Origin of the sequence: Corynebacterium faecium (genome assembly GCF_027257105.1) — a bacterium.
GTDB classification, from domain to species: domain Bacteria; phylum Actinomycetota; class Actinomycetes; order Mycobacteriales; family Mycobacteriaceae; genus Corynebacterium; species Corynebacterium lehmanniae.
The window spans coordinates 113,582-139,135 of record NZ_JAPYJX010000003.1 but is presented as its reverse complement, the minus strand read 5'-3'; the positions used below and the strand labels follow the sequence as shown (position 1 = coordinate 139,135).

The 25,554-nt window shown below is 66.2% G+C and carries 31 protein-coding genes; 12 read left to right on the top strand and 19 right to left on the bottom strand.

All coding sequences use genetic code 11. The features are described 5' to 3' along the window. Positions 1 to 25: 25 nt before the first annotated feature. From O5O53_RS04170 to O5O53_RS11695, 3 genes are read right to left on the bottom strand one after another with little or no spacing between them, the layout of a single operon-like run. Positions 26 to 892 (bottom strand): GDSL-type esterase/lipase family protein, encoded by an 867-nt coding sequence (locus O5O53_RS04170; RefSeq protein ID WP_269509305.1) that lies wholly within the window; start codon positions 890 to 892, stop codon positions 26 to 28. 10 nt (positions 893 to 902) lie between these two features. Next, positions 903 to 1,484 (bottom strand): FAD-binding domain-containing protein, encoded by a 582-nt coding sequence (locus O5O53_RS11700; protein WP_367616718.1) that lies wholly within the window; start codon positions 1,482 to 1,484, stop codon positions 903 to 905. 6 nt (positions 1,485 to 1,490) lie between these two features. Further along, on the bottom strand, positions 1,491 to 2,273 hold the full coding sequence (locus tag O5O53_RS11695; RefSeq protein WP_367616713.1) for a deoxyribodipyrimidine photo-lyase: 783 nt from the start codon (positions 2,271 to 2,273) through the stop codon (positions 1,491 to 1,493). Positions 2,274 to 2,302: 29 nt separating this feature from the next. Here O5O53_RS11695 and O5O53_RS04160 point away from each other — a divergent pair, with 29 nt between their 5' ends. Beyond that, on the top strand, positions 2,303 to 2,767 hold the full coding sequence (locus O5O53_RS04160) for an S-ribosylhomocysteine lyase (RefSeq protein WP_239306064.1): 465 nt from the start codon (positions 2,303 to 2,305) through the stop codon (positions 2,765 to 2,767). Here the strand turns inward: O5O53_RS04160 and O5O53_RS04155 are convergent. After that, positions 2,760 to 3,686: a suppressor of fused domain protein gene (locus tag O5O53_RS04155; RefSeq protein WP_269509301.1), complete on the bottom strand. Its 927-nt coding sequence runs from the start codon at positions 3,684 to 3,686 to the stop codon at positions 2,760 to 2,762. The two genes, O5O53_RS04160 and O5O53_RS04155, sit on opposite strands and share 8 nt — an antisense overlap. Positions 3,687 to 3,867: 181 nt before the next feature. Between O5O53_RS04155 and O5O53_RS04150 the strand changes: the two genes are divergently transcribed. After that, complete coding sequence (locus O5O53_RS04150; RefSeq protein ID WP_239306062.1) at positions 3,868 to 4,674, top strand: Bax inhibitor-1/YccA family protein; 807 nt, start codon at positions 3,868 to 3,870, stop codon at positions 4,672 to 4,674. A gap of 73 nt (positions 4,675 to 4,747) precedes the next feature. On the opposite strand, the gene O5O53_RS04145 is transcribed toward O5O53_RS04150, so the two are convergent. The 3 genes from O5O53_RS04145 to O5O53_RS04135 form a co-directional block, all read right to left on the bottom strand. Further along, on the bottom strand, positions 4,748 to 5,287 hold the full coding sequence (locus O5O53_RS04145; RefSeq protein WP_269509299.1) for a hypothetical protein: 540 nt from the start codon (positions 5,285 to 5,287) through the stop codon (positions 4,748 to 4,750). 39 nt (positions 5,288 to 5,326) lie between these two features. Beyond that, positions 5,327 to 5,848, bottom strand: a complete 522-nt coding sequence (gene greA, locus O5O53_RS04140) for a transcription elongation factor GreA (RefSeq protein ID WP_181888100.1) — start codon at positions 5,846 to 5,848, stop codon at positions 5,327 to 5,329. A gap of 106 nt (positions 5,849 to 5,954) precedes the next feature. Beyond that, entirely contained in the window at positions 5,955 to 6,413 is a 459-nt protein-coding gene (locus tag O5O53_RS04135; protein ID WP_239306060.1) for a DUF4307 domain-containing protein, read from the bottom strand. Between the two features lie 98 nt (positions 6,414 to 6,511). Between O5O53_RS04135 and mca the strand changes: the two genes are divergently transcribed. Genes mca through O5O53_RS04120 form a run of 3 tightly spaced genes read left to right on the top strand, consistent with a single transcriptional unit; the run spans position 6,512 to position 8,506 of the window. Next, positions 6,512 to 7,408, top strand: coding sequence for a mycothiol conjugate amidase Mca (gene mca, locus O5O53_RS04130; RefSeq protein WP_437177838.1), 897 nt, complete (start codon positions 6,512 to 6,514; stop codon positions 7,406 to 7,408). Next, positions 7,409 to 7,708 (top strand): hypothetical protein, encoded by a 300-nt coding sequence (locus O5O53_RS04125; protein ID WP_269509295.1) that lies wholly within the window; start codon positions 7,409 to 7,411, stop codon positions 7,706 to 7,708. A gap of 18 nt (positions 7,709 to 7,726) precedes the next feature. After that, positions 7,727 to 8,506 (top strand): isoprenyl transferase, encoded by a 780-nt coding sequence (locus tag O5O53_RS04120; RefSeq protein WP_181888103.1) that lies wholly within the window; start codon positions 7,727 to 7,729, stop codon positions 8,504 to 8,506. Here the strand turns inward: O5O53_RS04120 and coaA are convergent, their stop codons facing one another. Then, positions 8,507 to 9,430, bottom strand: coding sequence for a type I pantothenate kinase (gene coaA, locus O5O53_RS04115; RefSeq protein WP_181888104.1), 924 nt, complete (start codon positions 9,428 to 9,430; stop codon positions 8,507 to 8,509). Between the two features lie 113 nt (positions 9,431 to 9,543). Between coaA and glyA the strand changes: the two genes are divergently transcribed. Further along, positions 9,544 to 10,836, top strand: coding sequence for a serine hydroxymethyltransferase (gene glyA / locus O5O53_RS04110; RefSeq protein WP_269509293.1), 1,293 nt, complete (start codon positions 9,544 to 9,546; stop codon positions 10,834 to 10,836). On the opposite strand, the gene O5O53_RS04105 is transcribed toward glyA, so the two are convergent. Beyond that, a complete protein-coding gene (locus O5O53_RS04105; protein ID WP_269509291.1) occupies positions 10,833 to 11,234 on the bottom strand; it encodes a DUF5997 family protein in 402 nt (133 codons plus the stop codon). The two genes, glyA and O5O53_RS04105, sit on opposite strands and share 4 nt — an antisense overlap. A gap of 25 nt (positions 11,235 to 11,259) precedes the next feature. Here O5O53_RS04105 and O5O53_RS04100 point away from each other — a divergent pair, with 25 nt between their 5' ends. The 3 genes from O5O53_RS04100 to O5O53_RS04090 all read left to right on the top strand — a co-directional run bounded on the left by O5O53_RS04100 (position 11,260) and on the right by O5O53_RS04090 (position 13,118). Further along, a complete protein-coding gene (locus tag O5O53_RS04100; RefSeq protein WP_181888107.1) occupies positions 11,260 to 11,838 on the top strand; it encodes a LysR family transcriptional regulator substrate-binding protein in 579 nt (192 codons plus the stop codon). Between the two features lie 53 nt (positions 11,839 to 11,891). Beyond that, the gene (locus O5O53_RS04095) at positions 11,892 to 12,473 is read left to right on the top strand and encodes a hypothetical protein (protein ID WP_181888108.1); all 582 of its coding nucleotides are present in this window, start codon (positions 11,892 to 11,894) and stop codon (positions 12,471 to 12,473) included. A gap of 114 nt (positions 12,474 to 12,587) precedes the next feature. Then, a complete protein-coding gene (locus O5O53_RS04090) occupies positions 12,588 to 13,118 on the top strand; it encodes a GNAT family N-acetyltransferase (protein WP_269509289.1) in 531 nt (176 codons plus the stop codon). Positions 13,119 to 13,122: 4 nt separating this feature from the next. Here the strand turns inward: O5O53_RS04090 and O5O53_RS04085 are convergent, their stop codons facing one another. From O5O53_RS04085 to O5O53_RS04070, 4 genes are all read right to left on the bottom strand, one after another. Then, positions 13,123 to 14,682: an MDR family MFS transporter gene (locus O5O53_RS04085; protein WP_269509287.1), complete on the bottom strand. Its 1,560-nt coding sequence runs from the start codon at positions 14,680 to 14,682 to the stop codon at positions 13,123 to 13,125. Continuing rightward, positions 14,676 to 15,284, bottom strand: a complete 609-nt coding sequence (locus O5O53_RS04080; protein ID WP_269509285.1) for a TetR/AcrR family transcriptional regulator — start codon at positions 15,282 to 15,284, stop codon at positions 14,676 to 14,678. Before O5O53_RS04080 ends, O5O53_RS04085 begins: the two co-directional genes overlap by 7 nt. A 27-nt stretch (positions 15,285 to 15,311) precedes the next feature. After that, positions 15,312 to 15,815, bottom strand: a complete 504-nt coding sequence (locus O5O53_RS04075; RefSeq protein ID WP_269509283.1) for a hypothetical protein — start codon at positions 15,813 to 15,815, stop codon at positions 15,312 to 15,314. Between the two features lie 66 nt (positions 15,816 to 15,881). After that, positions 15,882 to 17,282 carry a class II fumarate hydratase gene (locus O5O53_RS04070; RefSeq protein WP_269509281.1) on the bottom strand — a complete coding sequence of 467 codons (1,401 nt, stop codon included), beginning with the start codon at positions 17,280 to 17,282 and terminating at the stop codon, positions 15,882 to 15,884. A 103-nt stretch (positions 17,283 to 17,385) separates the two neighbouring features. Here O5O53_RS04070 and O5O53_RS04065 point away from each other — a divergent pair, with 103 nt between their 5' ends. After that, positions 17,386 to 18,078 (top strand): CPBP family intramembrane glutamic endopeptidase, encoded by a 693-nt coding sequence (locus O5O53_RS04065; RefSeq protein ID WP_269509279.1) that lies wholly within the window; start codon positions 17,386 to 17,388, stop codon positions 18,076 to 18,078. Positions 18,079 to 18,086: 8 nt separating this feature from the next. On the opposite strand, the gene glpX is transcribed toward O5O53_RS04065, so the two are convergent. After that, complete coding sequence (gene glpX, locus O5O53_RS04060) at positions 18,087 to 19,097, bottom strand: class II fructose-bisphosphatase (RefSeq protein ID WP_269509277.1); 1,011 nt, start codon at positions 19,095 to 19,097, stop codon at positions 18,087 to 18,089. A 122-nt stretch (positions 19,098 to 19,219) separates the two neighbouring features. On the opposite strand from glpX, the gene O5O53_RS04055 reads away from it, so the two are divergent. Then, positions 19,220 to 19,801: a DUF4245 domain-containing protein gene (locus O5O53_RS04055; RefSeq protein WP_239306050.1), complete on the top strand. Its 582-nt coding sequence runs from the start codon at positions 19,220 to 19,222 to the stop codon at positions 19,799 to 19,801. On the opposite strand, the gene O5O53_RS04050 is transcribed toward O5O53_RS04055, so the two are convergent. Further along, complete coding sequence (locus O5O53_RS04050) at positions 19,767 to 20,030, bottom strand: exodeoxyribonuclease VII small subunit (RefSeq protein WP_181888116.1); 264 nt, start codon at positions 20,028 to 20,030, stop codon at positions 19,767 to 19,769. The two genes, O5O53_RS04055 and O5O53_RS04050, sit on opposite strands and share 35 nt — an antisense overlap. 13 nt (positions 20,031 to 20,043) lie before the next feature. Continuing rightward, positions 20,044 to 21,285, bottom strand: coding sequence for an exodeoxyribonuclease VII large subunit (gene xseA, locus O5O53_RS04045; protein WP_269509275.1), 1,242 nt, complete (start codon positions 21,283 to 21,285; stop codon positions 20,044 to 20,046). Between the two features lie 95 nt (positions 21,286 to 21,380). Here xseA and O5O53_RS04040 point away from each other — a divergent pair, with 95 nt between their 5' ends. Beyond that, a complete protein-coding gene (locus O5O53_RS04040) occupies positions 21,381 to 22,358 on the top strand; it encodes a 4-hydroxy-3-methylbut-2-enyl diphosphate reductase (protein ID WP_269509273.1) in 978 nt (325 codons plus the stop codon). Positions 22,359 to 22,376: 18 nt separating this feature from the next. Here the strand turns inward: O5O53_RS04040 and O5O53_RS04035 are convergent, their stop codons facing one another. Genes O5O53_RS04035 through O5O53_RS04025 form a run of 3 tightly spaced genes read right to left on the bottom strand, consistent with a single transcriptional unit; the run spans position 22,377 to position 25,535 of the window. Beyond that, positions 22,377 to 23,063 (bottom strand): DUF6542 domain-containing protein, encoded by a 687-nt coding sequence (locus O5O53_RS04035; RefSeq protein WP_269509271.1) that lies wholly within the window; start codon positions 23,061 to 23,063, stop codon positions 22,377 to 22,379. A gap of 11 nt (positions 23,064 to 23,074) precedes the next feature. Beyond that, positions 23,075 to 24,124 (bottom strand): DNA recombination protein RmuC, encoded by a 1,050-nt coding sequence (locus O5O53_RS04030; RefSeq protein WP_194991483.1) that lies wholly within the window; start codon positions 24,122 to 24,124, stop codon positions 23,075 to 23,077. A 31-nt stretch (positions 24,125 to 24,155) separates the two neighbouring features. After that, a complete protein-coding gene (locus O5O53_RS04025) occupies positions 24,156 to 25,535 on the bottom strand; it encodes an AI-2E family transporter (RefSeq protein ID WP_269509267.1) in 1,380 nt (459 codons plus the stop codon). Between the last annotated feature and the right edge of the window lie 19 nt (positions 25,536 to 25,554).

The following is a 25,554-nucleotide window of genomic DNA, read 5'->3' as shown; positions in this document are numbered from 1 at the left end:
GGCCCGAGCTTACGCCTGGGCTGCGTTACAGCGCGCGGGCGACCTGGTCGGCCACGAATGCGGACCCGGCGCGGGAGGGATGGAAAACCATGTTGTAGCTGGCGGTGGTGGTGTCGACAAGTCCTGCGACCCAGCGGTCGGCGTCGCGGGCGCAGGTGCTGTGGCCGGTGGACTGGGCGTTGATGTCCAAAAACGCCGCGCCTACTTGGCGCGCGGCCTCGCGCTGGTTGTTACGGTGGTGCTGCTCCCAGCCGTGCACCGTCGGAGTGGGCACGCCGAGCGGAACGTTGGGCACCACGTTGAAGGCGCAGATTGCGCCGTTTGCTCCGGTCACCGAAAGCATGCCGGGGATGATGATCTTCGCGTTCGGCGCCACGGCGCGGATTTTCGCCGCGGCGGCGCGCATGTTGGCCAAGTACTGCTCGCGGGTGCGCGCGACATCGTAGGTGGTGCCGGGCTTGTCCAGTAGCGGGCGCCAGTGATCGTTGAAGCCGGCGCCCAACGTCACCGCCCGGGTGCCTGCGTTCAGCGCGCCGGTGTGCACAGCGTGGTCGATGCGGCCAAGCATTTGCCCAGAGGTGATGCCGGCGCACGACCAGTCCGCAACCGCGGCGTCGGTGCGTGCCCCGAGCTGGCTCGGCCAATTGCCCGGGCCGTGGAGGCATCCGGACTCGCTCGGGTTGTTTCGGAGCACGCGCTCGGAGGAGGTGGGGGAAAGGCCTGTGCCGTCGGCGAAACGCAGCACAGTGTTGAGATACTGGTCCGGGTTCGCTGCGAACGAGTCGCCGAAGACCACCACGTTGCCCGCGGGCTGCGCGGTAGCGGGGGAGGCGGTCGTGGCAGCAAGCAGCGCGACGAGGAATATGACGGTACGGCGGATCAGTTGGCTCACGCGGCCGATCCTATACGCCGCCTTTGATGTCGTTGTACGCCTCGAGTGCGATTTTGCGCGATGCTTTCACGTCCACCATCGGCTCCGGGTAGCCGGGCAGCAGCGCCTGTGGCGCCCAGCGTCCGACATACTTGCCGGAGGGGTCGAACTTCTCCTGCTGGGTCAGTGGGTTGAAGATGCGAAAGTACGGTGCGGCGTCGTCGCCCGAGCCGGCCACCCACTGCCAGTTGAACGGGTTGGAGGCGGCATCGGCGTCCACGAGCGTGTCCCAGAACCACTCCTCGCCGTGGCGCCAATGGATGCCCAGGTTCTTGGTCAGCCAGGAGCCGGCGACCATGCGCACCCGGTTATGCATGCGTCCGGTTTCCCACAGTTCGCGCATGCCGGCATCCACCAGCGGCACGCCGGTGTCGCCGCGCTGCCACTGCGCCAACTGGCCCAGGTGCTGGGCGGCGTCGACGTCCGGCTCCATCGCAGGATCCGCGAAGGCTAGGGCGTGATCCCACGGCGCCGCGTGCGAACTCCACGCCCACTCGAACCGGTCGAACTGGCTGCGCACGTTGCGCACCGCCAGATCCGGCAGGTGGTACAGGCGGTGCTAGGCGAACTCGCGCCACACCAGCTGGCGCAAAAACGCCCACGCGTGGGGCGCGGCTGCCGGGTGCGCCTCCGCAAACGCCGCCGTTTCTGCCCACACATAGCCCGGCGAGAGCTCCCCGAAGCGCAGGTGCGCACTCAGGCCCGAGGTCGCGCCGGGGCTCAAGTCGTTGTTGTCGTAGCTGTGCCCGTCCGAGAGCCCGTCCAAGAACTCGTGGAAGCGCGAGAGCGCAGCGTCCTCGCCGGGTGTGTTGTGCTCGGCCAGGCCAGCGGCCCACGACGGCGCCTCCGGAACCACCAGCCGCGTGCCGCCCGGCAACGCCGGCGCGGAAATGGGCTGCGGCGGGTGCGCGAGAAGGTGCTGCTGCACGGCCTTGTAAAACGGCGTGAACACCCGGTACGGGGTGCCGGCGCCGGTGTTGATCTTCCACGGTTCCGCGAGCAGGAACCCGGGGAACGTGCGCGCGCCTACCGCGCGCTTGACCTCGGCGTCAACATCGACGGCGTCGTAGCGGCGGTTCCACGCCACCTCCGCGCCGAGCTCCCTGGCCAAGCGAGGGATGATCTCGCGGGGATCGCCCTGCTCGCGGATTATTGGGAGCTTAGTGCTTAGCGATGCCACACTGCGCTCGCGCCACCACGAGACGGCGCGGCCGAGTCGTCGGGGCCCGGAGGTGTCGTCGATAAGCACACCTGCGACCTCCCCGCGCGAAGCCGCCCACGACAGCGCGGGGTTGTCCGTGACGCGAAGATCGTCGCGGAACCAAACAAGGGAGGTGGGCATGTGCGTCTCCGATCAGTAGAGTCAAGGTCATGACTGATCGTATGAATGTGGAATCTTTCAACCTCGACCACACCAAGGTAGCCGCCCCGTTCATCCGGCTCGCGGACCGCAAGGAGCTGCCCAAGGGCGACACGCTGGTGAAGTGGGACATCCGCTTCAAGCAGCCCAACGAAGAGCACCTGGAGATGCCGGCGGTGCACTCGCTGGAGCACATGTTCGCCGAGCACGCCCGCAACCACGCGGACAACGTCATCGACTTCGGCCCGATGGGCTGCCAGACCGGCTTCTACCTCATGCTTTCCGGCGACGTCGCTGAGGAGGAGGTCGCCGAGCTGGTGGAAAAGACGCTCACCGACATCACCAACGCCAACGAGGTGCCGGCCGCCAACGAGAAGCAGTGCGGCTGGGGCGCAAGCCACGACCTGGAGGCCGCCAAGCGCGAGGCGCAGGCGTTTTTGGACAAGCGCGACGAGTGGGGCACCGTCTTTAAGTAGTCGGGTCCACCACCCGAATCTCCAGCGGCGCGGTGCGCAGGCGGTAGAGGCCTGGCACCGCGTCGAACACTGCGAGCAGCTCGTGGGCGAGCGCCGTGGTGGCCGGGACTGCGATGTGGTCGTCGGTGAGCTCCGCCGCCGACAATTGCGGGTCCAGCAGGAACCAAATGTCGCCTTTGAGCAGCGCAAACGTTCGCCCATGCAGGATCCGGTGGCGTGCCGCCCGGATGATTGCGTGCGCAGCCGCCGGGTCCAGGTCCACGCGTCCCCCGGCGTCGACCTCGAGGTAGCGGGCGTGCATCGCGCCTATCGACGACCCTTCGGCCCCCACCGCCTCCTCCAACAACGCACGGACCTGCGGATCGGCGGCGATTGGATCGCGGTCCGTGGAGCTCAGCCCCAGCGGCACGCGGTCGCCGACAAAGGCCGCGAACTTCAATGGGTCCCAGGACAACATGTACTCCACGTCGTCGCCGTTGAGGCCGACGGCGTAGGTGAAGCGGATCCGGCCAGTGGGCCCGTCGAGCGTGCCGAGGACAGGGTCGGTGACAAACGCGAAACCGGCCAACGTGCCGCGCGGGTGGTCCAGCACGAGGTAGTGGCCCGGCTCGATGTCGTCGCGGGCGGCGCGGGCGAGCAGGCGGGCCGGCCACTCGTCGGGAAGCGCAGGCGTGCCCGGCATCCGCAAGGTGAGCTCCGTCTGTGTGCCCGCGGACGGCTGGGAAGACTCCACGCGGGACTTGCCGTAGGTGCAGTACAACACGTGGGGGACAGGCTCGGCTAGCACGTACGCGTGGACCTCTAAGTGGCGGTAGGAAAACACGTACGCGTCCGTGCCACCGGCAGCTTGAGCGATGTGGCTGCGCACCACCTCGCCGCCGGTTCTAGGGCCGCGGCGGGCGCTGTCGAAAACTCCCATGGAATTCCACCATAACCCCGCCCCGGCGAGGTGGGCTTCAGCCGTGGTTTCAGCGAACACTGCGCTCGCGGGAACCTTTTTGGTAAGTGTGGCGTTATACCCGGTGAACTCTTTGGACTCTGGTTCAAGATCGGGTCCGGGACAAACGGTACGAAAACCCATTGGAAAGGATTTGTACGACGTGAGAAGCACTAACCCCGTTCTGCGCAACATTCCGGGGGCGGACGCGGACAACGGCTACCAGGATGGCCAGACCGCGACGCTTCCGGGGCACGCGCCCGAAATTGATCAGCAACGCCCGATGACGGTGGATGATGTGGTGACCAAGACGGGCATCACCCTCGCCGTGATCATCGCGTTCGCCGCAGCGAACTTCGGCATCTTCCTCACCGGCAACGTTCAGCTCGGCTTCATCCTGACCATCGTCGGCGCCATCGGCGGCTTCATCACCACCTTGGTCAACGCGTTCCGCCGCGAGTTCGGCTCTAAGACGCTGACGTTGATCTACGCCGCGTTTGAGGGCCTGTTCCTCGGCGGCTTCTCCCTGACCGTCTCCGGCTGGTTTACAGTCGGCGGCGCCGATGCCGGCCAACTGATCTTCCAGGCCATCCTGGGCACGATCGGCGTGTTCATCGGCATGCTCGTGGTCTACCGCCGCGGCGCGATCCGCGTGACCCCGCGCTTTAACCGCATCCTCACCGGCCTGATCTTCGGCGTGGCCATCATGGCGCTGGGCAACTTCCTGCTGGCTATCTTCACCGGCATCTCCCCGCTTCGCGACGGCGGCACGCTGTCCATCATCTTCGGTGTGGTCTGCGTGGTACTGGCGGCCCTGTCCTTCCTGCAGGACTTCGACCTGGCCGACAAGCTGGTCCGCACCGGTGCGCCGGAGCGCGCCGCCTGGGGCGTCGCCCTCGGTCTCGCCGTGACTCTGGTGTGGCTCTACACCGAGATCCTGCGCCTGCTGTCCTACGTCAACGACCGCTAGGGCCTTCGCAGAAACACAAAGCGCCTCGCTTCCGGATCATCTCCGGGGCGAGGCGCTTTGTCGTGCGCGCGGTTTAGTAGTTGTTATCCGGCACGACGGGCTGGCCGTCGACAGTCACGGTAGTGAACACCGGCTTGCCGTCGACGATCTCCGGGTTGCCCAGCACAACCTTCACGCCCTCTTCGCGGTTGTCCGGGGAGGTGACAACGCGGGTTGCGGTGCCCTCGGCGAGGTCCTCGCCCCACTGGTCCCAGACGATGTTCTCGAGGAAGTCGTCCTGGTTCTCGCAGTCCACCGTCAGGCGGTCCGGGCGCACAAGGTCGGTGGCGCCGCAGTTATTGAACACCGGTGCAGCGGCGACAGCGGCCTCGGAGGTCTCCTGCTCCTTCACGGCATTCGCCGCGGTGACGTTTGTCGCCGTAGCGGTGCTGGTGGCGGTGCCGGCCGTGGTGGCGGAGGTGCCTGCACCCTTCAGGGAGTTCGGGTCCTGGGTCGTGGCCGTGTCGACCTTCTCGGAGGAGGGGTTCTGGTGCGGCGGGGTGCAGCCTGCCAGGGCGAGAGCTGCCAGGGCGGCGACGCCGGCTACTGCTTTGCGGGAAGAGGTGGCAATCACAGGAATGGTCCTTCTGTATTGAAAAGAGAAACGTACTGGCTACTTCGCGCGGGGCGTGGAGGCCTTGACTGAATCATACGGCTCGGCCGAGACCACGGTGACGGAAATCTCGCGGCCGTTCGGTGCGGTGTACTTGCGGGTTTCGCCCTCGGCGGCACCGACGACGGCGGCGCCGAGAGGGGACTGCTCCGAGTAGGTCTCCAAATCCGCGTTGTCGGTGGAGGCGGCGCGGGTGCCGATGAGGAAGGTCTCGCGGTCGTCCTCGTCGCCGTCATAGTAGACGTGCACGACGGAGCCGACGTGGGCAACACCCTCGACAATGCCAGCGCGCTCCGTGGTGGAGTTGGACAGGATCTCGGAGATCTGCTTGATGCGCGCCTCCTCCTGGTCCTGCTGCTCGCGGGCCGCGTCGTAGCCGGCGTTCTCCTTGAGGTCGCCCTCCTCGCGCCGCTCGTTGATCTCGGCCGCGATGGCGGGGCGGTTATCAATGAGCTGCTGCAGTTCGGCCTCGAGCTTGGCCTTCATTTCGGGAGTGATGTACTGCTGCTGGGATTCAGCCATAGGGGTCTAAACCTTCCCTGATACGTGAAATCGGCCCGCCGCTAGCGGGCCAATGTGTGCAGATATACAGCCGGAAGATTACCACACGCCTTCGGGCCGGTTTTCGCTAGCGCGCTGCGTAGAAGCTGCTCTCCGGGTCCATGTAGAAGGGGAGATTCTCGGAGCAGCCGTAGATGCGGCCAGACACCAGTGGCTCGCGCACCGGCAGGTCCACGGCAATGCGGGAGTGCTGCTCGCCGCCGGCCGGCAGCACCACCTCGCGGCGGCCCACCTCCGAATGCGAGTAATCCACCGCAGTGACGATGCAGTACGCAGGCACGTCCGGGTTCTTGCGGTTGACGTCGATCCAGAGCCGGCCCGTGTTGTCGTCGATACGCTCCTGTGAAATGAACTCCGCGCGAACGGGCTCGCTGAACCGCTGCATGATGGTGCGGGCGCCGACAAAGAGCAGGGCAATCATGAGCAGTGCGGCGACAACCGCGACCACTTTGCCGCCGATGGAGCCGCCGGCGCGGTTGGAACGGCCGTAGCGGTTGGCGGGGCGGGGAGTGGTTGCGGTGCTCACGGAAACGGCTCCTTGCAGGTGGTAAGGACTTTCGAGTTGATGGTACTAAGATGACGCGGAGGTACAGAACTGACCCCTACGAAAGTTGGATTGATCGAGTGACCGGGTTGCGTCTCATGGCGATTCACGCCCACCCCGACGACGAGTCCTCCAAGGGTGCCGCCACCATGGCCAAGTACGCCGCAGAAGGCAACCGCGTCAAGGTCGTCACTTGCACTGACGGCCGGCGCGGCGACGTGCTCAACCCGGCAATGGACCGCCCGGGCGTGCTGGACAACATCCTCGAGGTGCGCCGCGAGGAAATGGCGCGCGCCGCGGCAGCCCTCGGCGTGGAGCACGTCTGGCTGGGCTACGAGGATTCCGGGCTGCCCGAAGGCGACCCGCTGCCGCCGCTGCCGGAAGGCTCGTTCGCGGTGCAGGACCCGGAAGAGGTGGCGGTGAAGATCGTGGAGCAGATCCGCGAGTTCCGCCCGCACGTGATCATCACCTACGACGAAAACGGCGGCTACCCGCACCCGGACCACCTGATGGTGCACGCGATTTCCATGATCGCCTGGGAGCGCGCTGGCGACCCGGACTTCGCGCCCGGCACCGGCGAGCCGTGGACGCCACTGAAGCTGTACTACTCGCACGGATTCATCCTGCAGCGCATGAAGCTTTTGCAGGAGCGGCTGATCCAGCGCGGGAAGAAGAGCCCGTACGAGCTGATGATCAAGCGCTGGGAGGAAAACGAGGGCGACGTGTTCGACCGCGTGACCACCCAGGTGGAGTGCGCCGGCTACTTCCAGCAGCGCGCCGAGGCGCTGACGGCCCACGCCACGCAGATCGACCCCGCCGGCGCCTTTCTAGCCAGCCCGGTGGAGGACCAGCAGGACGTCTGGCCCACCGAGGAGTTCGAGCTGGCCGCGACCAGGGTGGAGACCACCATGCCGGAGACGGATCTGTTTGCAGGCATCGAAACAGGTCCCAAGTCTGGCACCGAGGAGGAAAATTAAATGTCATCGTTCACCATCGCCGCCGCCAACGCCGCGAGCTTCGTGCTGGCCCAGAATCCGGGCGAGACCCCGGTGGGCCCGGACTTTGGCAAGGCCTCGCCGATCGGTCTGCTTCTGTTGGTGGTCTTGGCCATCGTGGTGCTGTTCATCGGCTGGTCGTTCCACCGCCGTTTCTCCCGCTTCAAGCGCCGCCAGGCGTTCGCGGAGGCGCGCGGCATCGACCCATTCGACGAGAAGGCGATCGACGAGGCCATGGAAAAGGCTGGTCTGAAGGACCAGCGGAAGAAAAACGCGTTCTAGCTGGCTAGAATTTATCCCGTGTCTGTCCTTTCGAAGCTGCGATACCCGCTGTACCCGCTGTACGAGGCGCGCCTAAAGCGCGAGCTGCGCGGCAAAAAGCGTCCGAAGCACATCGCCGTGATGGCCGACGGCAACCGTCGTTGGGCGCGTGAGGCGGGCTTCGAGGACATCTCCCACGGCCACCGCGTCGGCGGCGCGAAGATCGGCGAGCTCGTGCGCTGGTCCGCGGAGATGGACGTGGACGTGCTCACCATTTACCTGCTTTCCACGGAGAATCTGCAGCGCACCACCGAAGAGGTGGAGCTGCTCTTCGACATCATCTCCGGGGTCATCGAGGATCTGGCCACGGAGGATTACACCTGCCGCGTGCGGTTGGTGGGGCATTTGGATCTGCTGCCGGAGGACGTCGCTAGGCGCATGCGCGAGGGTGCGGCCGCAACCGACACCAAGCACGGTCTCACCGTCAACATCGCGGTCGGTTACGGCGGGCGCCAGGAGATCGTGGATGCGGTGCAATCGCTTATCGACGACAAAGCGCACGCCGGAGTGCCAGCCACGGAGATGGCCGCCGAGATCACGGTGGAATCCATCTCGGAGCACCTGTATACCTCCGGCCAGCCGGACCCGGACCTGGTCATCCGCACCTCCGGCGAGCAGCGCCTGTCCGGTTTTCTGCTGTGGCAGGCGGCGTACTCGGAGATTTGGTTCACCGACATTTACTGGCCGGCGTTTCGCAAGATCGACTTTTTGCGCGCGCTGCGCGACTACTCGCAGCGCTCCCGCCGCTTTGGCAAGTAGCTAGATCTTGCGCATGCGAACGCGTTGGACGGTGTGGTCGTAGTCCTTGCGCAGCACCAGCGAGGCGCGCACGCGGGTGGGCAGGATGTTTTCCACCAGGTTGGGCAGGTTGATGGTCTGCCACAGTTCGCGCGCGGCGTAGGCGGCTTCGGCGTCGTCCATGCCGGCGAAGCTCTCGAAGTGGTTGCCGGGCTGCTGGAACGAAGTGTCGCGGAGTTTGAGGAAGCGCTCGATGTACCAGCGCTCGATGTCTTCGGTCTTTGCGTCGACGTAGATGGAGAAGTCGAACAGGTCGGAGACCATCAGCGTTGGGCCGGTCTGCAGCACGTTGAGGCCTTCGAGGATGAGGATGTCGGGCTGGCGGACCTCCACGAATTCGTCGGGGAGGATGTCGTAGGCCTCGTGCGAGTAGATCGGGGCCCTGACCACCGGCTGGCCGGACTTGACCTCGGTGACAAAACGCATCAGGTTTCTGCGGTTGTAGGACTCTGGGAAGCCCTTGCGTTTCATGATCCCGCGCTCTTCCAGCACCGCCTTCGGGTGGAGGAAGCCGTCGGTGGTGACCAGGTCCACCCGCGGGTGGGAGTCCCAGCGCTGCAGCAGCACCTGCAGCACGCGCGCGGTGGTGGATTTGCCCACGGCCACCGAGCCGGCCAGGCCGATGATGAACGGCACGTGCCCCGGGTCGCCGCCGATGAATGTTTCGGTGGCGTTGGTGAGCTTTTGCCGGGCGCGCACTTGCAGGTGGATCAGGCGCGACAGGGGCAGGTAGATGTCCTCGACCTCCTGCAGGTCGAGGTTCTCGCCGATGCCGGAGAGCTTCTGCAGCTCTTCCTCGGTGAGCACCTGGGGCATCTTGGCGCGGCGCTTGCGCCAGTCCTCGCGGTGGAAGTCGAGGTACGGCGACGAATCGGCTCGTGACATAGCCACCATTGTTGCACCCGCGTAAAAGGGGAATGAATCCGCCTTCTGGGCGTGCCGATTTTCCTATACTGCGAGAAGCCGTTGTCAACGCGAAAAGAAAGGACCCGGTCGACGTGTCTGAAGACCTCCGCTACCAGGATCTGGCCACCTACGACCCCGAGGTGCACGCCGCAATTGTGGACGAGCTGGCGCGCCAGCGCGACACGCTGGAGATGATCGCCTCCGAGAACTTCGTGCCGCGCTCCGTGCTGCAGGCGCAGGGCTCGGTGCTGACCAACAAGTACGCGGAGGGCTACCCGGGCCGCCGCTACTACGGCGGCTGCGAGCACGTGGACGTCATTGAGGACTTGGCGCGCGACCGCGCGAAGGAGGTCTTCGGCGCCCAGTACGCGAACGTGCAGCCGCACTCCGGCGCGCAGGCGAACGCCGCGGTGCTCATGGCGCTGGCGGAGCCGGGCGACACCATCTTGGGCCTGGACCTGGCGCATGGCGGCCACCTCACCCACGGCATGAAGATCAACTTCTCTGGCCGCCTGTACAACGTTGCGGCGTACCAGGTGGAGGAGGACACCCACCAGATCGACATGGCGAAGCTGCGCGAGCAGGCCCGCGAGGTCAAGCCGAAGGTGATCATCGCCGGCTGGTCCGCGTACCCGCGCCACGAGGACTTCGCGGAGTTCCGTTCCATCGCCGACGAGGTCGGCGCCTACCTGTGGGTGGACATGGCGCACTTCGCCGGCCTGGTCGCCGCCGGCCTGCACCCGAACCCGGTCCCGCACGCGCACGTGGTCTCCTCCACGGTGCACAAGACCCTGGGTGGCCCGCGCTCCGGTTTCATCCTCACCAACGACCTGGAGCTGCACAAGAAGCTCAACTCCGCGGTCTTCCCGGGCCAGCAGGGCGGTCCGCTGATGCACGTCGTGGCAGCTAAGGCGACCGCGTTCAAGATCGCCGGGACCGAAGAGTTCAAGGATCGTCAGAGCCGCACCCTCGACGGCGCGAAGGTGTTGGCGGAGCGTTTGCTTGCCGACGACGCACGCGAGGCCGGTGTGTCCGTCGTCTCCGGCGGCACCGAGGTGCACCTCGTGCTGGTGGACCTGCGCAATTCGCCGATGGACGGCCAGCAGGCCGAGGACCTGCTGCACTCGGTGGGTATTACCGTCAACCGCAACGCCGTGCCGTTCGACCCGCGCCCGCCGAAGGTGACCTCGGGCCTGCGCATCGGCACCTCCGCGCTGGCCACCCGCGGCTTCGGCGAGGAGGACTTCCGCGAGGTCGCAGAGATTATCGCGGAGACCCTGATCAAGGGCGAAGCAGCCGACATCGACGCGCTGCGCGGCCGCGTTGAGGCCCTGGCGCGGAAGTACCCGCTCTACCCGGACCTCGAGGATTGGAAGATGCTCTAGTCCTCTTCGGCTTCTCCGGCGTCGGCGCTTGCGCCGTCGCCGCCGGCAACATCATGCCCGCGCTGCTCCGCGAGAGTGGCGCGGGCTTTTTGCAGCCACTCGGGCTGGTCGTCCAGCAGCGCGCGGATCTCGTCGGTGGTCATCGCCTGGTCCACGCCGGCGCTTTTCAGCGCGGTGACGGAAATGCCGAGCTTGCGGGCGACTTCGGGGCGCGGGTGCGGGCCGGAAAGGCGTAGCTCCTGCAGCCACTGCGGCGGGTTGTCCTGCAGGTCGCGCAGCTCGGCGTGGGTCACGGCGCCGTCCTGGAACTCCTGCGGGGTGGCGGGAAGGTAGATGCCCAGCTTCTTTGCGGCGGTTACCGGCTTCATGGCGGTGCCGGAGGGGGTCTGATCAGTCATGGTCAAAACGGTAGCATTGACGGCCATGCTCACCATTGCCTTCGCCACCGGCACTGAGCCGGGGAAGTGGTTCCGCCGCTTCGAGGAACTCACCGGAAGCCGACTTGAGACGATGCCGGCGGATGATCCGTTCGTGCTCGTCGGCAAGCAAGCAACTGCAGCGCTCGTGCGGCTTCCGGACGAGCGCGTCACCGACGAGTACCACGTGGTGCGCCTCTACGAGGAGGCGGCCGGCGTCGCGGTGCCGAAGGATTCCGTCTACGCGGAGGTAGGGGAGGTTTCCCGCGCGGATCTCGCGGACGAGATTGTGAACTTTGACGGGCAATCGCCTATCGACGACCTCCGGTCCGCCCTGCAAGTCGTCGCCGCGAACGTCGGCGTGGCCTACGGGCCACTGCCGCTGTTGAAGAACCTCGCGCGCAAACAGATCAAAGCATTACCCCTTCTGGGGGAGGAACCGGCGACGCAGATCGCGCTCGTGTGGCGCAGGGCGGACGATTCGGACGCTGTGCAGGACTTTGTCGGTGTGACGAAGGGGCGCACGGTGCGTTCTTCGCGTGGAAATGCGCACCCCCGATCGGGTGCAAAGCGGACTCGACGTTAACGCAAAGTTCATAATGGACGGCGCACTTATTTCAAGAATGAAAGGTATTGATTATGTTTTCCCGTAAGATCGTCGCTTCCGCAGCTGCTCTGACCCTTGGCGCAACCGGCCTGGTTGCTTGCTCCAACGACGGCGAGGGTGAGCCGACCTCCACCGAGATCGTCTCGGAGACCGCTACCGAGACCGAGGTTGCCACCGAGACCGCTGGCGAGGCCGCGGATAACACCGACGCCGCTGCTGCTGGCGACGCTGAGGCTACCGAGGAGATCACCACCGCCGACGGCGCAACCGCGATGGTTCCGGCAGGCGTGAAGGCCGCTATGGACGAGTACGCTCAGCCGGAGTGGGGCGAGCCGATGGCAGTTGAGGAGACTGACGGTGGCTGGATCGTCACCTACGACAACGAGCACTACATCACCTGGAACGAGAACACCGGTGGTGCTCCGACCTGGGGCCAGATCGCTAACGAGTGGATCACCGACGTGCGTCTGGACCAGAAGTTGGGCTTCCCGGTCGCACCGGAGACCGAGAACGCCGACCAGTCGGGCTGGACCCAGGAGTTTGAGAACGGCACCATCGAGTGGACCCGCGGCGGCACCGAGGATGCCTTCACCGCAATCGTGACCGAGAAGTAAATCGGCGGCCTACCTCGCCTGATTCCAAGCGCCACTCCGCTGCGGCGGGGTGGCGCTTTTGCGTTGCTGGGCGAGTGTTTGCGCGCCCTCGCGGGGATCTGGACAATGGAGCGCATGCAAAAATCGGACTTTGCCATCCGGCCCATCCGACCGGAAGACTATCCGCAGGTACGCGCCATCTATGAGATGGGGCTGCAAACCGGAAACGCCTCCTGGGAAACCCAGGGGCAGACCTGGGAGCAGTTCTCCCGCAAGAAGATCATGGAGACCGTCTTCGTGGCGGTCGACGCTGACGACGACAACAAAGTGCTCGGCTGGGTTGGCGCGGCGAAGGCGTCCACCCGCAGCGTGTTCCACGGCGTGGTAGAGGATTCGATCTACACCCATCCCGACGCCCGCGGACGCGGGATCGCCGGCGCGCTTTTGGACCACCTGATCCAGACCTGCATCAACTTGCACAAGTGGTCCATCCACTCCTGGATCTTCCCCGAAAACGAAGGATCCGCGGGACTGCACAAGTCCCGCGGATTTGAAAAGGTGGGCACGTTCCACAACATGGCGCAGATGGCCTACGGCGAGCGCCAGGGTGAGTGGCGCGACTGCGACATCTGGGAGCTGATTTTGCCGATGTCGCGCGAGCAGTGAGCTGCTAGCTCAAGTCCTCCTTGAGCGCTTCCTCGCGCACCGGCAGCAGGAGGACGAAGGCGACGATCGCCAGCGGCACCATGAGCAGGAACACGGGGGTAAGCCCGTCGTTGTAGCTGCTCAGCACCGCGTCCTTGATGGGATCCGGCAGCTGGGCGACAACGCCGGGGGTGAGGCTGTTCGCCCCGCCTTCCTGGAACTTCGCCGCGTACGCCTGGCCCTCCGGGCCCAGCTTGGCTAGCGCCTCCGGGAGGCGCTGCTCTAGGTTGTCGCGCATGTTGTGGATGAACAGCGAGCCAGCCAGGGACGCGCCGATGGAGGAGCCGATCTGGCGGAAGAAGTTGTTCGTGGACGTCGCAGTTCCCACGTGCTTGAGCGGGAACGAGTTCTGCACGATCAGCACCAGCACCTGCATGACCAGGCCCAGGCCGAAGCCGAAGATGAACATGTAGATGCCCAGCCTGGTCAGCGACGTGGTCACCTCGAGGCGGGAGAACAGGAACAGCCCCAGGGTGGTCACGAGCATGCCGACGAGCGGGTAGATCTTGTAGCGGCCGGTCTTGGAGATGATGAAGCCGACCGCCATGCCGGTGACGAGCATGCCGATGACCATCGGCAGCATCATGAGCCCCGCCTCGGTGGGGGTGAGCTGGTGGACCATCTGCAGGTAGGTGGGCAGGTATGCCAGGCCGCTGGTCATGGCCAGGCCCAGCACCGTGCCGGCCAGGGTGGTCAGGACCATGTTGCGGTTTGTGAACAGGTCCATCGGGATCAGCGGGTTGGTCGCGCGCAGCTCCACAAACACGAACGCCACGGCGGCAACAAGCGCGATAAGCGAGGTGGCGATGATGGTGGGGGAGGTCCACTCGTACTGGGTGCCGCCCCACGTGGTGGTGAGGATCAGCGAGGCCGTGGCCACCACCATGAGCGTGGTGCCGACGTAGTCGTAGTGCATGCCCTTCGCGGATCCGCGGCGCAGGCGCAGCACGGCGGTGCACACGCACATGGCCAAAATACCCAGCGGGATGTTCATCCACAGTGCCCAGCGCCAGCCGGGCCCGTCAGTGAACCATCCGCCGAGCACCGGGCCGAGCACAGAGGACACGCCGAAGACGGCACCCATGACACCCATGTACTTGCCGCGCTCACGGGCGGGGACGACCTCGGCGATGATGGATTGCGAGTTCACCATCATCCCGCCCGCGCCCAAGCCCTGGATGGCGCGGCCGATGATCAAAAGCTCCATGGTGTGGGCGAAGCCGCCGATGGTGGAGCCGACCACGAACAGGCCGATGCCGGTGATGTAGAGCCACTTGCGGCCCAGGATGTCGCCGAGCTTGCCGTTGACCGGCATGGCGATGGTCATGGTGACCAAAAACGCCGAGATGACCCAGCTCATGTGGTCCACGCCACCGAGCTCGCCGACGATAGTGGGCAGGGCGGTGGCGAAAATCATCTGGCCCAGCGAGCTCATCAGCATGGTCAGCAGCAGGGCCGAGAACACCAGCCCCACGTTTGGCGGGGTGGCCTGAAGCGGATGGTGGTCCGCGCGGGTTTCTACCATTTCATCTCCTTTGCGTAGACGGTGAGATCTTGTGCGTTTGCCAGCAGTTGCTCGACGGGGTCGGCGCCCTCCGGAGGGTGCCACAGGTAGCGGCTCACCGCTCCCTGGAACAGCACGACGATGAAGTGCGTCTCGTCCTCCAGCGTCCCGGGGTGCTTCCGGTCTTCGGGGAAGCGTTCGAAGTGGGCGTAGACGGCGCGTCCGACCTCGGTGAGGAAGCCACGTTTGCGGGTGGCTTCGGCGTGCATCAGGCCGGGGTTGTTTTCCAGCAGCTCGCGGCGGCATTTCGCGGCCGGGCCGTCGAAGCGTCCCGGTTCCACGTCGATGGAGCGGATGACAAGCTCCAGCACGTTGTCGCTTTGGGTTTCCCGGATCGCGGCGAGGGCGTCCTCGCTGAACGTGAAGGGGAACGAACCCAAGATCGCCTCGTCCTTGGAGTCGACGTAGTTGAAAAACGTGCGCCGGGAGATGCCTGCAGCCAGGCAGATGTCGTCGACGGTGACGTTGTCGTAGCCGTGAGCGCCCACAAGCCGGGCCGCCTCGTCGCGGATGCGTTGCAGCGTTTCGCGCCGCTTCTGCTCCCTGATTCCCTCATTTTGCACGGGGTGCAATATTACACCCGGTGCACATTATGGCAAGCCCGCTGAAAGTTCGCCTTCTACCAGCGCTTTTCCGTCCTCTGAGTAGGTCAGCTTCACAATGCCGGGCGAATGCTTCTCGACGTCCCAACGGCCCTGCCCGTCATTACAGCCCTTCGTCAACGGGATCGATTCGCCGCCTTCACCGATCAACGCCGTGCAGCCGGTGAGGGGGTAGGTCACCGAGGCGGTGCCGCCGCCGAAGGTCGCCACCGCGGGCCACGCCTTGACCTTTGCGTCATCTTCCAAGCTGTTCAGCGTTCCGGTGTAGGTGCCGGTGGGGGCCGAAGGGTCGTCGATAGGCGATTGCTGCTGCGCGGTGACCGTGACCGTTTCGGGGACGGTGCTTTCGGGCTCGGGGCGCGGGTTGGCGTACCAGTAGGCCGCCGCGAGCGCGACGCCGATGATGGCGACGATGAGCGCAAGCACCCCGCCGACGACCCACGGCTTGTTCGGCCCGCCCGCGGTGCGCAGTTCGGAGAAAGAATCAGGCATGGAAAAAGCCCCCAGCAGATTGGTTGATGTGCTGGGGGCAGATTCTAGCGGGGAGCTAGTTGCGGACTAGTTGCGGTCCGTGTTGGCCATGGACAGCACGTCGAGGCGCTTGTCCAGCTCCTCCTCGGTGAGCTTCTCGCCGTCCACGAAGCCCAGGTCGATGGTGGCCTGGCGGATGGTGATGCCCTCCTTGACCGCGTGCTTGGCAATCTTCGCGGCGTTTTCGTAGCCGATCGCGGAGTTCAGCGGGGTCACGATCGACGGGGAAGATTCGGCCAGGGTGCGCATGCGCCCTTCGTTGGGCTCGATGCCGTCGACAAGCTTGGTGGCGAACTGGCGGGCCGTGTTCGCCAGCAGGCGGGAGGACTCGAGGACGTTGCGCGCCATCATCGGGATGAACACGTTGAGCTCGAACTGGCCCTGGGTGCCGCCGAAGGCGACAGCAGCGTCGTTGCCGATGACCTGCGCGGAGACCTGGGTTGCGGTCTCGCACAGCACCGGGTTGACCTTGCCCGGCATGATGGAGGAACCCGGCTGCAGATCCGGCAGGTGGATCTCGCCGAAGCCGGCCAGCGGGCCGGAGCCCATCAGGCGGATGTCGTTGGCGATCTTGTACAGGGACACGGCCACGGTGCGCATCGCGCCGGAGAACTCGACCAGGCCGTCGCGGTTGGCCTGCGCCTCGAAGTGGTTCTCCGCCTCGGACAGCTGCTCGATGCCGGTGAGTTTCTTCAACTCCTCGGTGACCTTGCCGCCGAACTCCGCCGGGGTGTTGATGCCGGTGCCCACGGCGGTGCCGCCGATCGCGAGCTCGCCCAGGCGCTCCAGGGTGGCCTCGACGCGCGCGACGCCGAGCTCGATCTGGCGGGCGTAGCCGGAGAACTCCTGGCCCAGGGTCACCGGGGTGGCGTCCATGAGGTGGGTGCGGCCGGACTTGACCACCTCGTGCCACTCTTTCGCCTTCTTCTCCAGGGACTCCTGCAGCACCTTCAGCGCCGGGATCAGGTCGCTGGCCGCGGCCTCGGTGGCGGCGACGTGGGTGGCGGTGGGGAAGGTGTCGTTGGAGGACTGGCCCATGTTCACGTGGTCGTTCGGGTGGACCTCAACGCCGTTGGCCTTCGCGATGGAGGCGATGACCTCGTTGGTGTTCATGTTGGACGAGGTGCCGGAGCCGGTCTGGAACACATCGATGGGGAACTGCTCGTCGTGCTTGCCGTCCGCGATCTCCTTCGCGGCGGCGATGATGGCGTCGGCCTTCTCGGCGTCCAGGTTGCCCAGGTCCTTGTTCACCTGCGCGCACGCAGCCTTGAGCAGGCCGAGCGCGCGGATCTGCTGGGCTTCCAGGCCGCGGCCGGAGATGGGGAAGTTCTCCACAGCGCGCTGCGTCTGGGCGCGCCAGAGAGCGTCGACGGGCACCTTGACCTCGCCCATCGTGTCATGTTCGATGCGGTATTCCTGATCAGCCATCATTGTCCTTTACTTCTGTCGCGTGCACGCCGCGCGCGGTAGAGTGCGCGCGTGCCTTTCCACAGCACGATTATGCACCAACCGGACATGACGAGGAGACGAAATGCCCGAACCGCAGGCCATGGAGACCCCCACTTTGAGGGACGCGGGAGTTGCGGCCGCCGCGATGGGGGCGATGTACGTTCTGCTCCTCGGCCAGGGGCTGGTTTTGGTGCGCGCCGGTGTGTCCCGGACGGTGGCGCTGACGGTGCTGCCGGTTGCTGTGTTGGTCGCGCTGGCGGTGCCGACGGTGCTGCTTGTGCGCTACATGCGGCGCCGCGGGCTCGAGCTCGGCTTCGCGCGGCTTGGGCGCCGAGGCTGGCACTTGCTGTGGCAGGCTCCGGCGGTGGTGCTCGGCTCTGCGGCGGCGACGTCGGTTGTCGCGCCGCTGTCCGGACTTGAGCCCCGCGGCGACTCCGCCAGCGAGACCCTCGCCCGGGACTTGGACAGCGCCGCGCCAGTGCTGCTTTTGCTGGTGGGCTACCTGCTCATCGGGCCGTTGATTGAGGAGATCGTGTTCCGCCGCGTGCTCATGAACTACTTCGACACGCTCATGCCCGCGGCGGCGAGCGTACTGGCTACCTCAGCGATCTTCGGGGCGGCCCACATCGCGCCGCCGGCAATCGTGTTCACCTTCTTCGCCGGCGTTGGTCTGGCGCTGGTGGCACGCTTCCACGGCACCATCACCGCCAGCTACATCGTGCACGTGGTGAACAACCTGCTGGCCAGCGCGGCGCTGATCGGCGCGTTGCTTTAGGCTGCGGCCTAGTTCTCCGGATCGGAGTAGTCGACTACGGAGTAGTCCTGCAGCTTGGTCAGCTGGTGCTGGGACTCAATGAAGCGGACGGTGCCGGACTTCGAGCGCATCACCAGCGAGCGGGTGGTGGCACCGGACTTGCGGTAGGTCACGCCACGCAACATGTCGCCGTTGGTCACGCCGGTGGCGGCGAAGTAGCAGTTGTCGGAGGTGACCAGGTCGTTGATACCCAACACGCGGTCCAGGTCGTGGCCGGCGGCGAGGACCTTCTCGCGCTCCTCGTCGCCCTGCGGGGCGAGCATGCCCTGGATCTCGCCGCCCAGGCACTTCAGAGCGCACGCCGTGACGACGCCCTCCGGGGTGCCGCCGATACCCATCGCAATGTCGATGGAGCTGGTGTCCTGTGCAGCGGCGATGGCGCCGGCGACGTCGCCGTCCATGATGAAGCGGACTTTGGCGCCGGCGGCGCGAATGTCGTCGACAAGCTGCTTGTGGCGCGGACGATCGAGCACGACCACCGTGATGTCGGCGGGGCGCACGCCCTTCGCCTCGGCGACCGACTTGATGTTCTCGGCGGTCGACTTCGTGATGTCGATCGCGCCGACCGCCTCTGGGCCGACGGCGATCTTGTTCATGTAGAACGCGTCCTGCGGGTTGAACATCGAGCCACGGTCCGCGGCGGCGATCACGGAGATCGCGTTCGGGCGACCCTCGGCCATCAGGCGGGTGCCGTCGACTGGGTCGACGGCGATGTCCACGGCGGCGCCGTGGCCGGTGCCGACCTGCTCGCCGTTGAACAGCATCGGGGCTTCGTCCTTCTCGCCCTCGCCGATGACGATGACGCCGTCCATCTCCACGGAGTTGATCATCTTGCGCATCGCGTTGACGGCGGCACCGTCGCCTTCGTTCTTCTGGCCGCGGCCGACCCAGCGGCCGGAGGCGAGCGCGGCGGCCTCGGTGACGCGCACCAGCTCCATCGCGAGATTGCGGTCGGGGAAAAGATCGGACTGTTCGGTCATGGGGAGGCCTTCCTAAACATGAATCACAAAAAGACCCCTCTATTGTGGCACTACCAATCGCACAATTGCCCGTTCTTCCCACCTTTAAGGGGGAAGCGGGGGCGCATGCCATACTGTTCGGCGTGGCTAGCAACAAAAAACCCCGCATCTTCCAGGACGGACGAGACATCGCGATCAACTCCGTGCTCATCATCGTGCTGATGGTCGTCGCTGTCGGCGCGACCGGGCTGTGCTCGTTTAACCCCGGCGCACCCGAGCAGGGGCCGGTCCAGGAGGTCGACGCGGAGACCTTCCTCGACTTGGAGGCGCGCGGCGTGGACTTCCCGGTGCGCTACCCGGAGATGCCGGAAGGTTGGGTCACCAACTCCGCGCGCCGCTCCATGCTCGGCGGCCAGCCGGCGCCGACCGTCGGCTGGATCACCCCGGACCGCGGCTTCATCCAGCTCACGCAGACCGGCGTCGACGCGGAGGAAGCTGCAAAGGGCGCGGACGAGAAGCCGCGCACCCTGGACCGCTCCGAGGAGATCGACGGCCGCAGCGTGGAGATCTACACCTCCGAGGAGAAGGACGTGCGCGACCTCTGGGTCGTCGACGCGGGCGATGCCCGCCTCGTGCTCACCGGCGCAGGGGAGGCCAGCGAGTTCGAGGAGCTGATCTCGACCGCGCTGGCTACTGCTCCGATTCAGGCTGCTGGCGGGAACTGATCGCTTCCTCGACGCGCTTTGAGGCGCCGTCGAGAAGCACCTCGCACCGCTTCGCCAGTGCCTCGCCGCGCTCCCAGTACTTCAGTGACTCGTCCAGGCTCATCTGGCCCAGCTCGAGGATCTTCACGGTTTCGACCAGCTCGTCGCGGGCCTGCTCGTAGCTTAAGGTGGCGGGGTCCGGAAGGGCGTTGTCGTTGGCCTGGCCGGTGCCGAAAGCGTTCTCAGTCATGTTTTTCGTGTTCCTAATCTGCTTGCGTGGTGGACATGGAGGCGGCGGTAATGGAGCCGTCGCCGACGCGGATGCGCAGCTGCGATCCGGGCGGGGACTGGTCGATGGAGGTGACAACTTCGGCGTCGGAGCCGTCACGGGGCAGCACCTGCACCACGGCGTAGCCGCGGGCGAGCGTCGCCGACGGCCCCAACGCCGAGACCTGGGCGCGCAAGCCCCGCACGTGCTGCGTTTCACGTTGCAGCAGGTGGGAGACGTCGCGGCGGATCAGGGCGGTGGCGCGCTCGATTTCCTCGCGGCGTCGGGTAATGGCCATCATCGGGTCGGCGAGCGCCGGGCGTGTGCGCACCGAGGCCAGGCCGTTTCGTTCGCGTTGGACCCAGCCGCGCAGGGCGGCGGCCATGCGGGCGCGTGCTTCGTCTATAAGCAATCGCTCCTGCGCCACATCGGGGACCGCACGCTTGGCTGCATCGGTGGGGGTGGCGGCGCGCACGTCCGCGACGTTGTCCAGCACCGGGTTATCCGGCTCGTGGCCGATCGCGGAGATCACAGGGGTGCCAAGCTTTGCGACGGCACGCTGCAGCGCCTCCTCCGAAAACGGCAGGAGGTCCTCCACGGACCCGCCGCCGCGGGCGACGATGATCACGTCCACCTCAGGATCCGCATCCAGCACCTCGAGCGCCTCGATCACCGCGGGCACGGTGGTCGGGCCCTGGACCGGGGTGTTGATGATCTCGAAGCGCACCTCGGGCCAGCGGCCCTGCGCCACGGTGACCACGTCGCGCTCGGCGGCGGAGCCGCGGCCGGTGATCAAACCGACCTTTGCGGGCAGGTAGGGCAGCGGCTTTTTGCGCGCGGGGTCGAACAGGCCCTCGGAGGCGAGCTGCTTGCGCAACGCCTCGATGCGGGCCAGCAGCTCGCCGGCACCGACGTGCCTGATCTCGGTCACGCGCATGGAAAACGTGCCGCGGCCCGGGTAGAAGGACGGTTTGCCCAGCACGACGACGCGGTCGCCGTCGTTAAGTGGCACCTGCATACCCGTGAGCAGCGAGGTTTCCGCGGTGAGCTGGACGCTGGCCTGCTCCTGGGTGTCGCGCAGCGTGAGGTAGGAATACCGCCACGTCGGCTTGGTGTTGACCTGGGTGAGCTGGCCTTCGATCCACAGCCAGCCGAGGCGCTCGATCCAGCCCTTCACCGAGGTGTTGAGCTTGGACACCGACCACGGCTGCTCCGGCGAGCTCTTCGAATCTGCCACCGCATGCTCCTTTCCATTTGACTTCTGCCACGTTACCCGGCGAGCCGATACGGCCCGCCTATTGTTTTTGACGCTGATTAGTTAGGGTTGGTTCCATGACAGAACAGGGTAAAAAAGTCCTCCTCGCATCCCCCCGCGGCTACTGCGCCGGCGTCGACCGCGCCGTGGAGACCGTAGAGAAGGCCCTGGAGAAATACGGCGCACCCGTCTACGTGCGCAAAGAGATCGTCCACAACAAGTACGTCGTGGAAACGCTGCAGGACCGCGGCGTGATCTTCGTCGACGAGACCGATGAGGTCCCCGAAGGTGCGCACCTGGTCTTCTCCGCCCACGGTGTCTCCCCGGCGGTGCGCGACTCCGCAAAGAGCCGCAACCTGCTCACCCTCGACGCGTCGTGCCCGCTGGTGACCAAGGTGCACAACGAGGCGAAGCGCTTCGCCCGCGACGGCTACCACATCCTGCTCGTCGGCCACGAGGGTCACGAGGAGGTCGAGGGCACCGCCGGTGAGGCCCCAGAGATCACGCACCTTGTCGACGGTGTGGACGGCGTGGACCGCCTGCCCGACTTCCCGGACGACCAGAAGCTGGTGTGGCTGTCCCAGACCACGCTTTCGGTGGACGAGACGATGGTGATCGTGGACAAGCTCCACGAGCGCTACCCGAACCTGGAAAACCCGCCGAGCGACGACATCTGCTACGCCACCCAGAACCGCCAGGCCGCGGTCAAGGAAATCGCCCCGCGCTGCGAGCTGGTCATCGTGGTCGGCTCCCAGAACTCCTCGAACTCCCGCCGCCTGGTCGAGGTGGCGCTGGAAGCCGGCGCGCAGGCCTCCTACCTGGTGGACTACGCCTCCCAGATCAAGGACGAATGGTTCGAGGGCGTGAACACCGTCGGCGTGACCTCGGGCGCGTCCGTGCCGGAGATCCTGGTCAAGGAGCTGGTGGAGGAGCTCGGCCGCCGCGGCTACTCGGACGCGGAGGAAGTGACCACCACCGTGGAGACCATCACCTTCTCCCTGCCGCGCGACCTGCGGCTGCCGCGCCGCGAAACCCCGGCGGTGGCGCAGGGGTAAGGCGCTCGGGGCTCGCTGTTAGCCCTTGTAGAGGTCCTCGCCGAGCCGGTCCGCAATCGAAGTGGAGCCGGACCGCGGGGACTTTTTCTGTGCCCGCTCGGTGCGCCCGGCGCGCTCGGCCCGCTTCAGGCTGCGCTCAGAATCGGCGCGGCGCAGAAGCTCGTCCACAGACACCGCCTTGGCGCGCTCGCGGGCGCGGCGCCCCTCAGAATTCGTGCGGCGGTTGCTGCGGTTGATCCGGGTGCGCTCAGCGGTTTCGCGGCGCACCAGCTGTTCGTTGTGGCGCTTGATCAGGCGGATGCGCACAAACGCGATGATCACAGAGCCCAGCGTGACGGCGAACAGCACCGGAAACAGCTCCGTGACCGGGTAGAACACCAGCAGCAGCGCGGCCTTGCCGGAGGAGCCGCCGGCCGCGATCTCGGTGCGCGACATCACCCAGCCGGCGACCACCACCGCGATCACGAACAGGATCGGCGCGCTGGCCACGTTGAGGAACAGCCCCCGCGGGTTGACCAGTGTGGCCACCACAATCACCGCGACGGCGTACAGGGCCAGAAACGGCCAGCCGATCACCCCGGTGGAAAGCGACAGCAGCACGCCGGTGAACAGCGCGGCGAAGATGATGCCAATGCCGGACCCCGTGGGCAACCCGTGAAACGTTGCGGACGGGGAAGTTGAGTTCCGGTGAGAGACATGCGACACGCCAGACGAGTCTACTCGCCGGTGTGCTCGGCAGCGTGCCGGGCACGCGAAGAGACCGGTTTCAATGCTGGGGCCTCGCCGCGCCGCGACGGCACCTGGGCCTCCTCCAGCTTGCGGGCGGTGACCATCACACGTGAATCCATCGACGCCAGCGTGGCGTTGTACGCCTCCACCGCCTTGTCCAACGACGAGCCGACCCGGTTGTAGTGCTCAGCCATGGTGGACAGGCGCTGGTGCAGCTGCCCGCCTAAGCGCTGGATTTCCTTCGCGGCGTCGTTGAGCGATTCTTGGCGCCACCCCAGCGCCACGGTGCGCAGTAGCGCGAACAGGGTGGTGGGGGTGGCGATGACCACGTCGCGGGCGAACGCGTAGTCCAACAGCTCGGGGTCGATGGACAGCGCCGCGTCCAGGAACGGGTCTGCCGGCACGAACAGCACCACGAACTCCGGGGTGGGCTGGAACGCCTCGATGTAGGACTTCGCCGACAAGGTGTCCACGTGCGCGCGCACCAGGTGGGCGTGGCGGCGCATGAACGCCTGGCGCTCCTCCGGGTCCTCGGTGCCCAGCGCGTCCAGGTACGCCTGGAACGGCACCTTCGCGTCGACGACGATGTTTCTGCCCTGTGTGAGGCGGATGATCATGTCGGGGCGGACGCGTGAGCCGTCGATAAGCATGTGCTCCTGGGTGTCAAAGTCGACGTGCTCGAGCATGCCGCCCAGCTCAACCACCCGCTCGAGCTGGATTTCGCCCCAGCGGCCGCGGGTCTGCGGGGAGCGCAGGGCGGTGATGAGCTGGTCGGTACGGTCGCCCAGGCGTGCCGACGTGCGCCCGATCGCCTGCACCTGGCCCGCCAGCGAGGATGCGGAGACCGCCTGCTGCTTGTCCATCTCGTCGAGCTGTTCGCGCATGTCTTTCAGCGCGCGGGCGACAGGCCGCAGGTCCTGCGGGGGAGCGGGCTGCGGGGTGGAGCGGCGCATCCAGGCGGCGCCGGTGAACACGCCGGCGATAAAGCCCGCGAGCAGGCCGGTGGCGAGGAGCAAAAGCACGGTGGCGGTCGACATGGCTGGCAGTCAACCACACCCGCAAGACACGCTAGCGTTCGGGTTCGCTCATATGTTCGCTTGGGGTGTCCTTGCTACTGTCGCTCGACTGCCACCCGCGCAGCCGCCCAAGGCCAGTTTCGCGCAGCTTCCGCAGGCTGGAGGTGCCGAAGCGCTCAGTCTGCCTTTCTGCTTCCTCGTCGGCGACGGGGGCGTTGACCCACTCGCGCTCGCCGCGCCACTCCTGGCGTTTGTGCACGGACTCTGCCTCGACGATCTCCGCGATGACCCGGCCCTCGTCGGTGGTGAATTCGATGTCATCTGCGCCCAGCTCGCCGGCGTTGATGCGCAGCACCTCCAGCAGGTAGCGGTACACCACCGCGACCATCGCGGCGGTCGGCACGGCAAGGAAGCCGCCGACAAGGCCGAACAGCGTGCCACCGACCGTGACCGAAACCAGCACGATCACCGGGTGCAGGTTCATCGCCCGCGACTGCAGCATGGGGGAGAGGACGTTGCCCTCCAGCTGCTGGGTGGCCAGCACGATCGCCAGCACGATCAGCGCCTTGGTGAACCCGAGGGTGACCAGAGCGATCAGCACCGCCAGCGCGCCCGCGACCACGGCGCCGACGATCGGGATGAAGCCCGCCATGAACGTGATCAGCGCGAGCGTGAACGCCATCGGCACGCCCACGATCGCGATACCGGTGCCGATGACGATCGCGTCTACCAGCGAGCACACCGCCTGCGCGCGGATGAACCCGGACAGGGTGTTCCAGGCGCGGGTGAGCAGCTCCGTCAGGTACAGGCCGGTGCGGCCGCCGGTGGCGGAGCGCAGCCACGGCAGGAAGCGGTGCCCGTCTTTGAGAAAGAAGAAGGTGAGCACGAACAGCACCATCAGCGTCACCGACAGCCCGGCGGCGGTGTTGATGCCGGAGAACACCCCGCCGGCGATCGCGCCCGCCTGGTTCTGGATCCACCGCTGGATCTCGTTGACGCCCTCGTTGAGGTTTTCTGGGTCCATGTTCAGCGGAGGGCCCTGCGCCCATAGCTGAAGGCGCTGAATGCCCTCGAACGCCTGGATGTACAGCAGGCGAGACTGGCCCACGATGTCCGGGGCGATCAACATGCCGATAAATGCCAGCACCCCGAAGAACAACAGCATCGTCAACAGGGCGGCGAGGCCGGAGGGGACCCTTTGGCGTCGTAAAGCAGCTGCGATTGGGGCGAGCACGGTGCACACGATGAGCGCGATGACGACCGGTAAAACACCGGCCCAAAACGTGCCGATAAGCTGGCCCACCGCGTACAAAAACACCGCGATGACCAGGATGCGCAGCGTGAACTTCGCCGCGGAAGCGATCCAGTCGTTGAACACAACGTTGCGGTCCACACGGTCTTCGCGCACGGGGGTCTTGATCGGTTCACTCACGCGCACCATTGTGCCCCAT

What these genes read in the sequence shown, in the direction of transcription:
- O5O53_RS11695 (WP_367616713.1), bottom strand. Translation starts at nt 2,273, where the DNA reads ATGCCCACCTCCCTTGTTTGGTTCCGCGACGATCTTCGCGTCACGGAC.
- O5O53_RS04160 (WP_239306064.1), top strand. Translation starts at nt 2,303, where the DNA reads ATGACTGATCGTATGAATGTGGAATCTTTCAACCTCGACCACACCAAG.
- O5O53_RS04155 (WP_269509301.1), bottom strand. Translation starts at nt 3,686, where the DNA reads ATGGGAGTTTTCGACAGCGCCCGCCGCGGCCCTAGAACCGGCGGCGAG.
- greA (WP_181888100.1), bottom strand. Translation starts at nt 5,848, where the DNA reads ATGGCTGAATCCCAGCAGCAGTACATCACTCCCGAAATGAAGGCCAAG.
- O5O53_RS04125 (WP_269509295.1), top strand. Translation starts at nt 7,409, where the DNA reads ATGTCATCGTTCACCATCGCCGCCGCCAACGCCGCGAGCTTCGTGCTG.
- coaA (WP_181888104.1), bottom strand. Translation starts at nt 9,430, where the DNA reads ATGTCACGAGCCGATTCGTCGCCGTACCTCGACTTCCACCGCGAGGAC.
- O5O53_RS04105 (WP_269509291.1), bottom strand. Translation starts at nt 11,234, where the DNA reads ATGACTGATCAGACCCCCTCCGGCACCGCCATGAAGCCGGTAACCGCC.
- O5O53_RS04100 (WP_181888107.1), top strand. Translation starts at nt 11,260, where the DNA reads ATGCTCACCATTGCCTTCGCCACCGGCACTGAGCCGGGGAAGTGGTTC.
- O5O53_RS04095 (WP_181888108.1), top strand. Translation starts at nt 11,892, where the DNA reads ATGTTTTCCCGTAAGATCGTCGCTTCCGCAGCTGCTCTGACCCTTGGC.
- O5O53_RS04090 (WP_269509289.1), top strand. Translation starts at nt 12,588, where the DNA reads ATGCAAAAATCGGACTTTGCCATCCGGCCCATCCGACCGGAAGACTAT.
- O5O53_RS04085 (WP_269509287.1), bottom strand. Translation starts at nt 14,682, where the DNA reads ATGGTAGAAACCCGCGCGGACCACCATCCGCTTCAGGCCACCCCGCCA.
- O5O53_RS04075 (WP_269509283.1), bottom strand. Translation starts at nt 15,815, where the DNA reads ATGCCTGATTCTTTCTCCGAACTGCGCACCGCGGGCGGGCCGAACAAG.
- O5O53_RS04070 (WP_269509281.1), bottom strand. Translation starts at nt 17,282, where the DNA reads ATGGCTGATCAGGAATACCGCATCGAACATGACACGATGGGCGAGGTC.
- O5O53_RS04065 (WP_269509279.1), top strand. Translation starts at nt 17,386, where the DNA reads ATGCCCGAACCGCAGGCCATGGAGACCCCCACTTTGAGGGACGCGGGA.
- glpX (WP_269509277.1), bottom strand. Translation starts at nt 19,097, where the DNA reads ATGACCGAACAGTCCGATCTTTTCCCCGACCGCAATCTCGCGATGGAG.
- O5O53_RS04050 (WP_181888116.1), bottom strand. Translation starts at nt 20,030, where the DNA reads ATGACTGAGAACGCTTTCGGCACCGGCCAGGCCAACGACAACGCCCTT.
- O5O53_RS04040 (WP_269509273.1), top strand. Translation starts at nt 21,381, where the DNA reads ATGACAGAACAGGGTAAAAAAGTCCTCCTCGCATCCCCCCGCGGCTAC.
- O5O53_RS04030 (WP_194991483.1), bottom strand. Translation starts at nt 24,124, where the DNA reads ATGTCGACCGCCACCGTGCTTTTGCTCCTCGCCACCGGCCTGCTCGCG.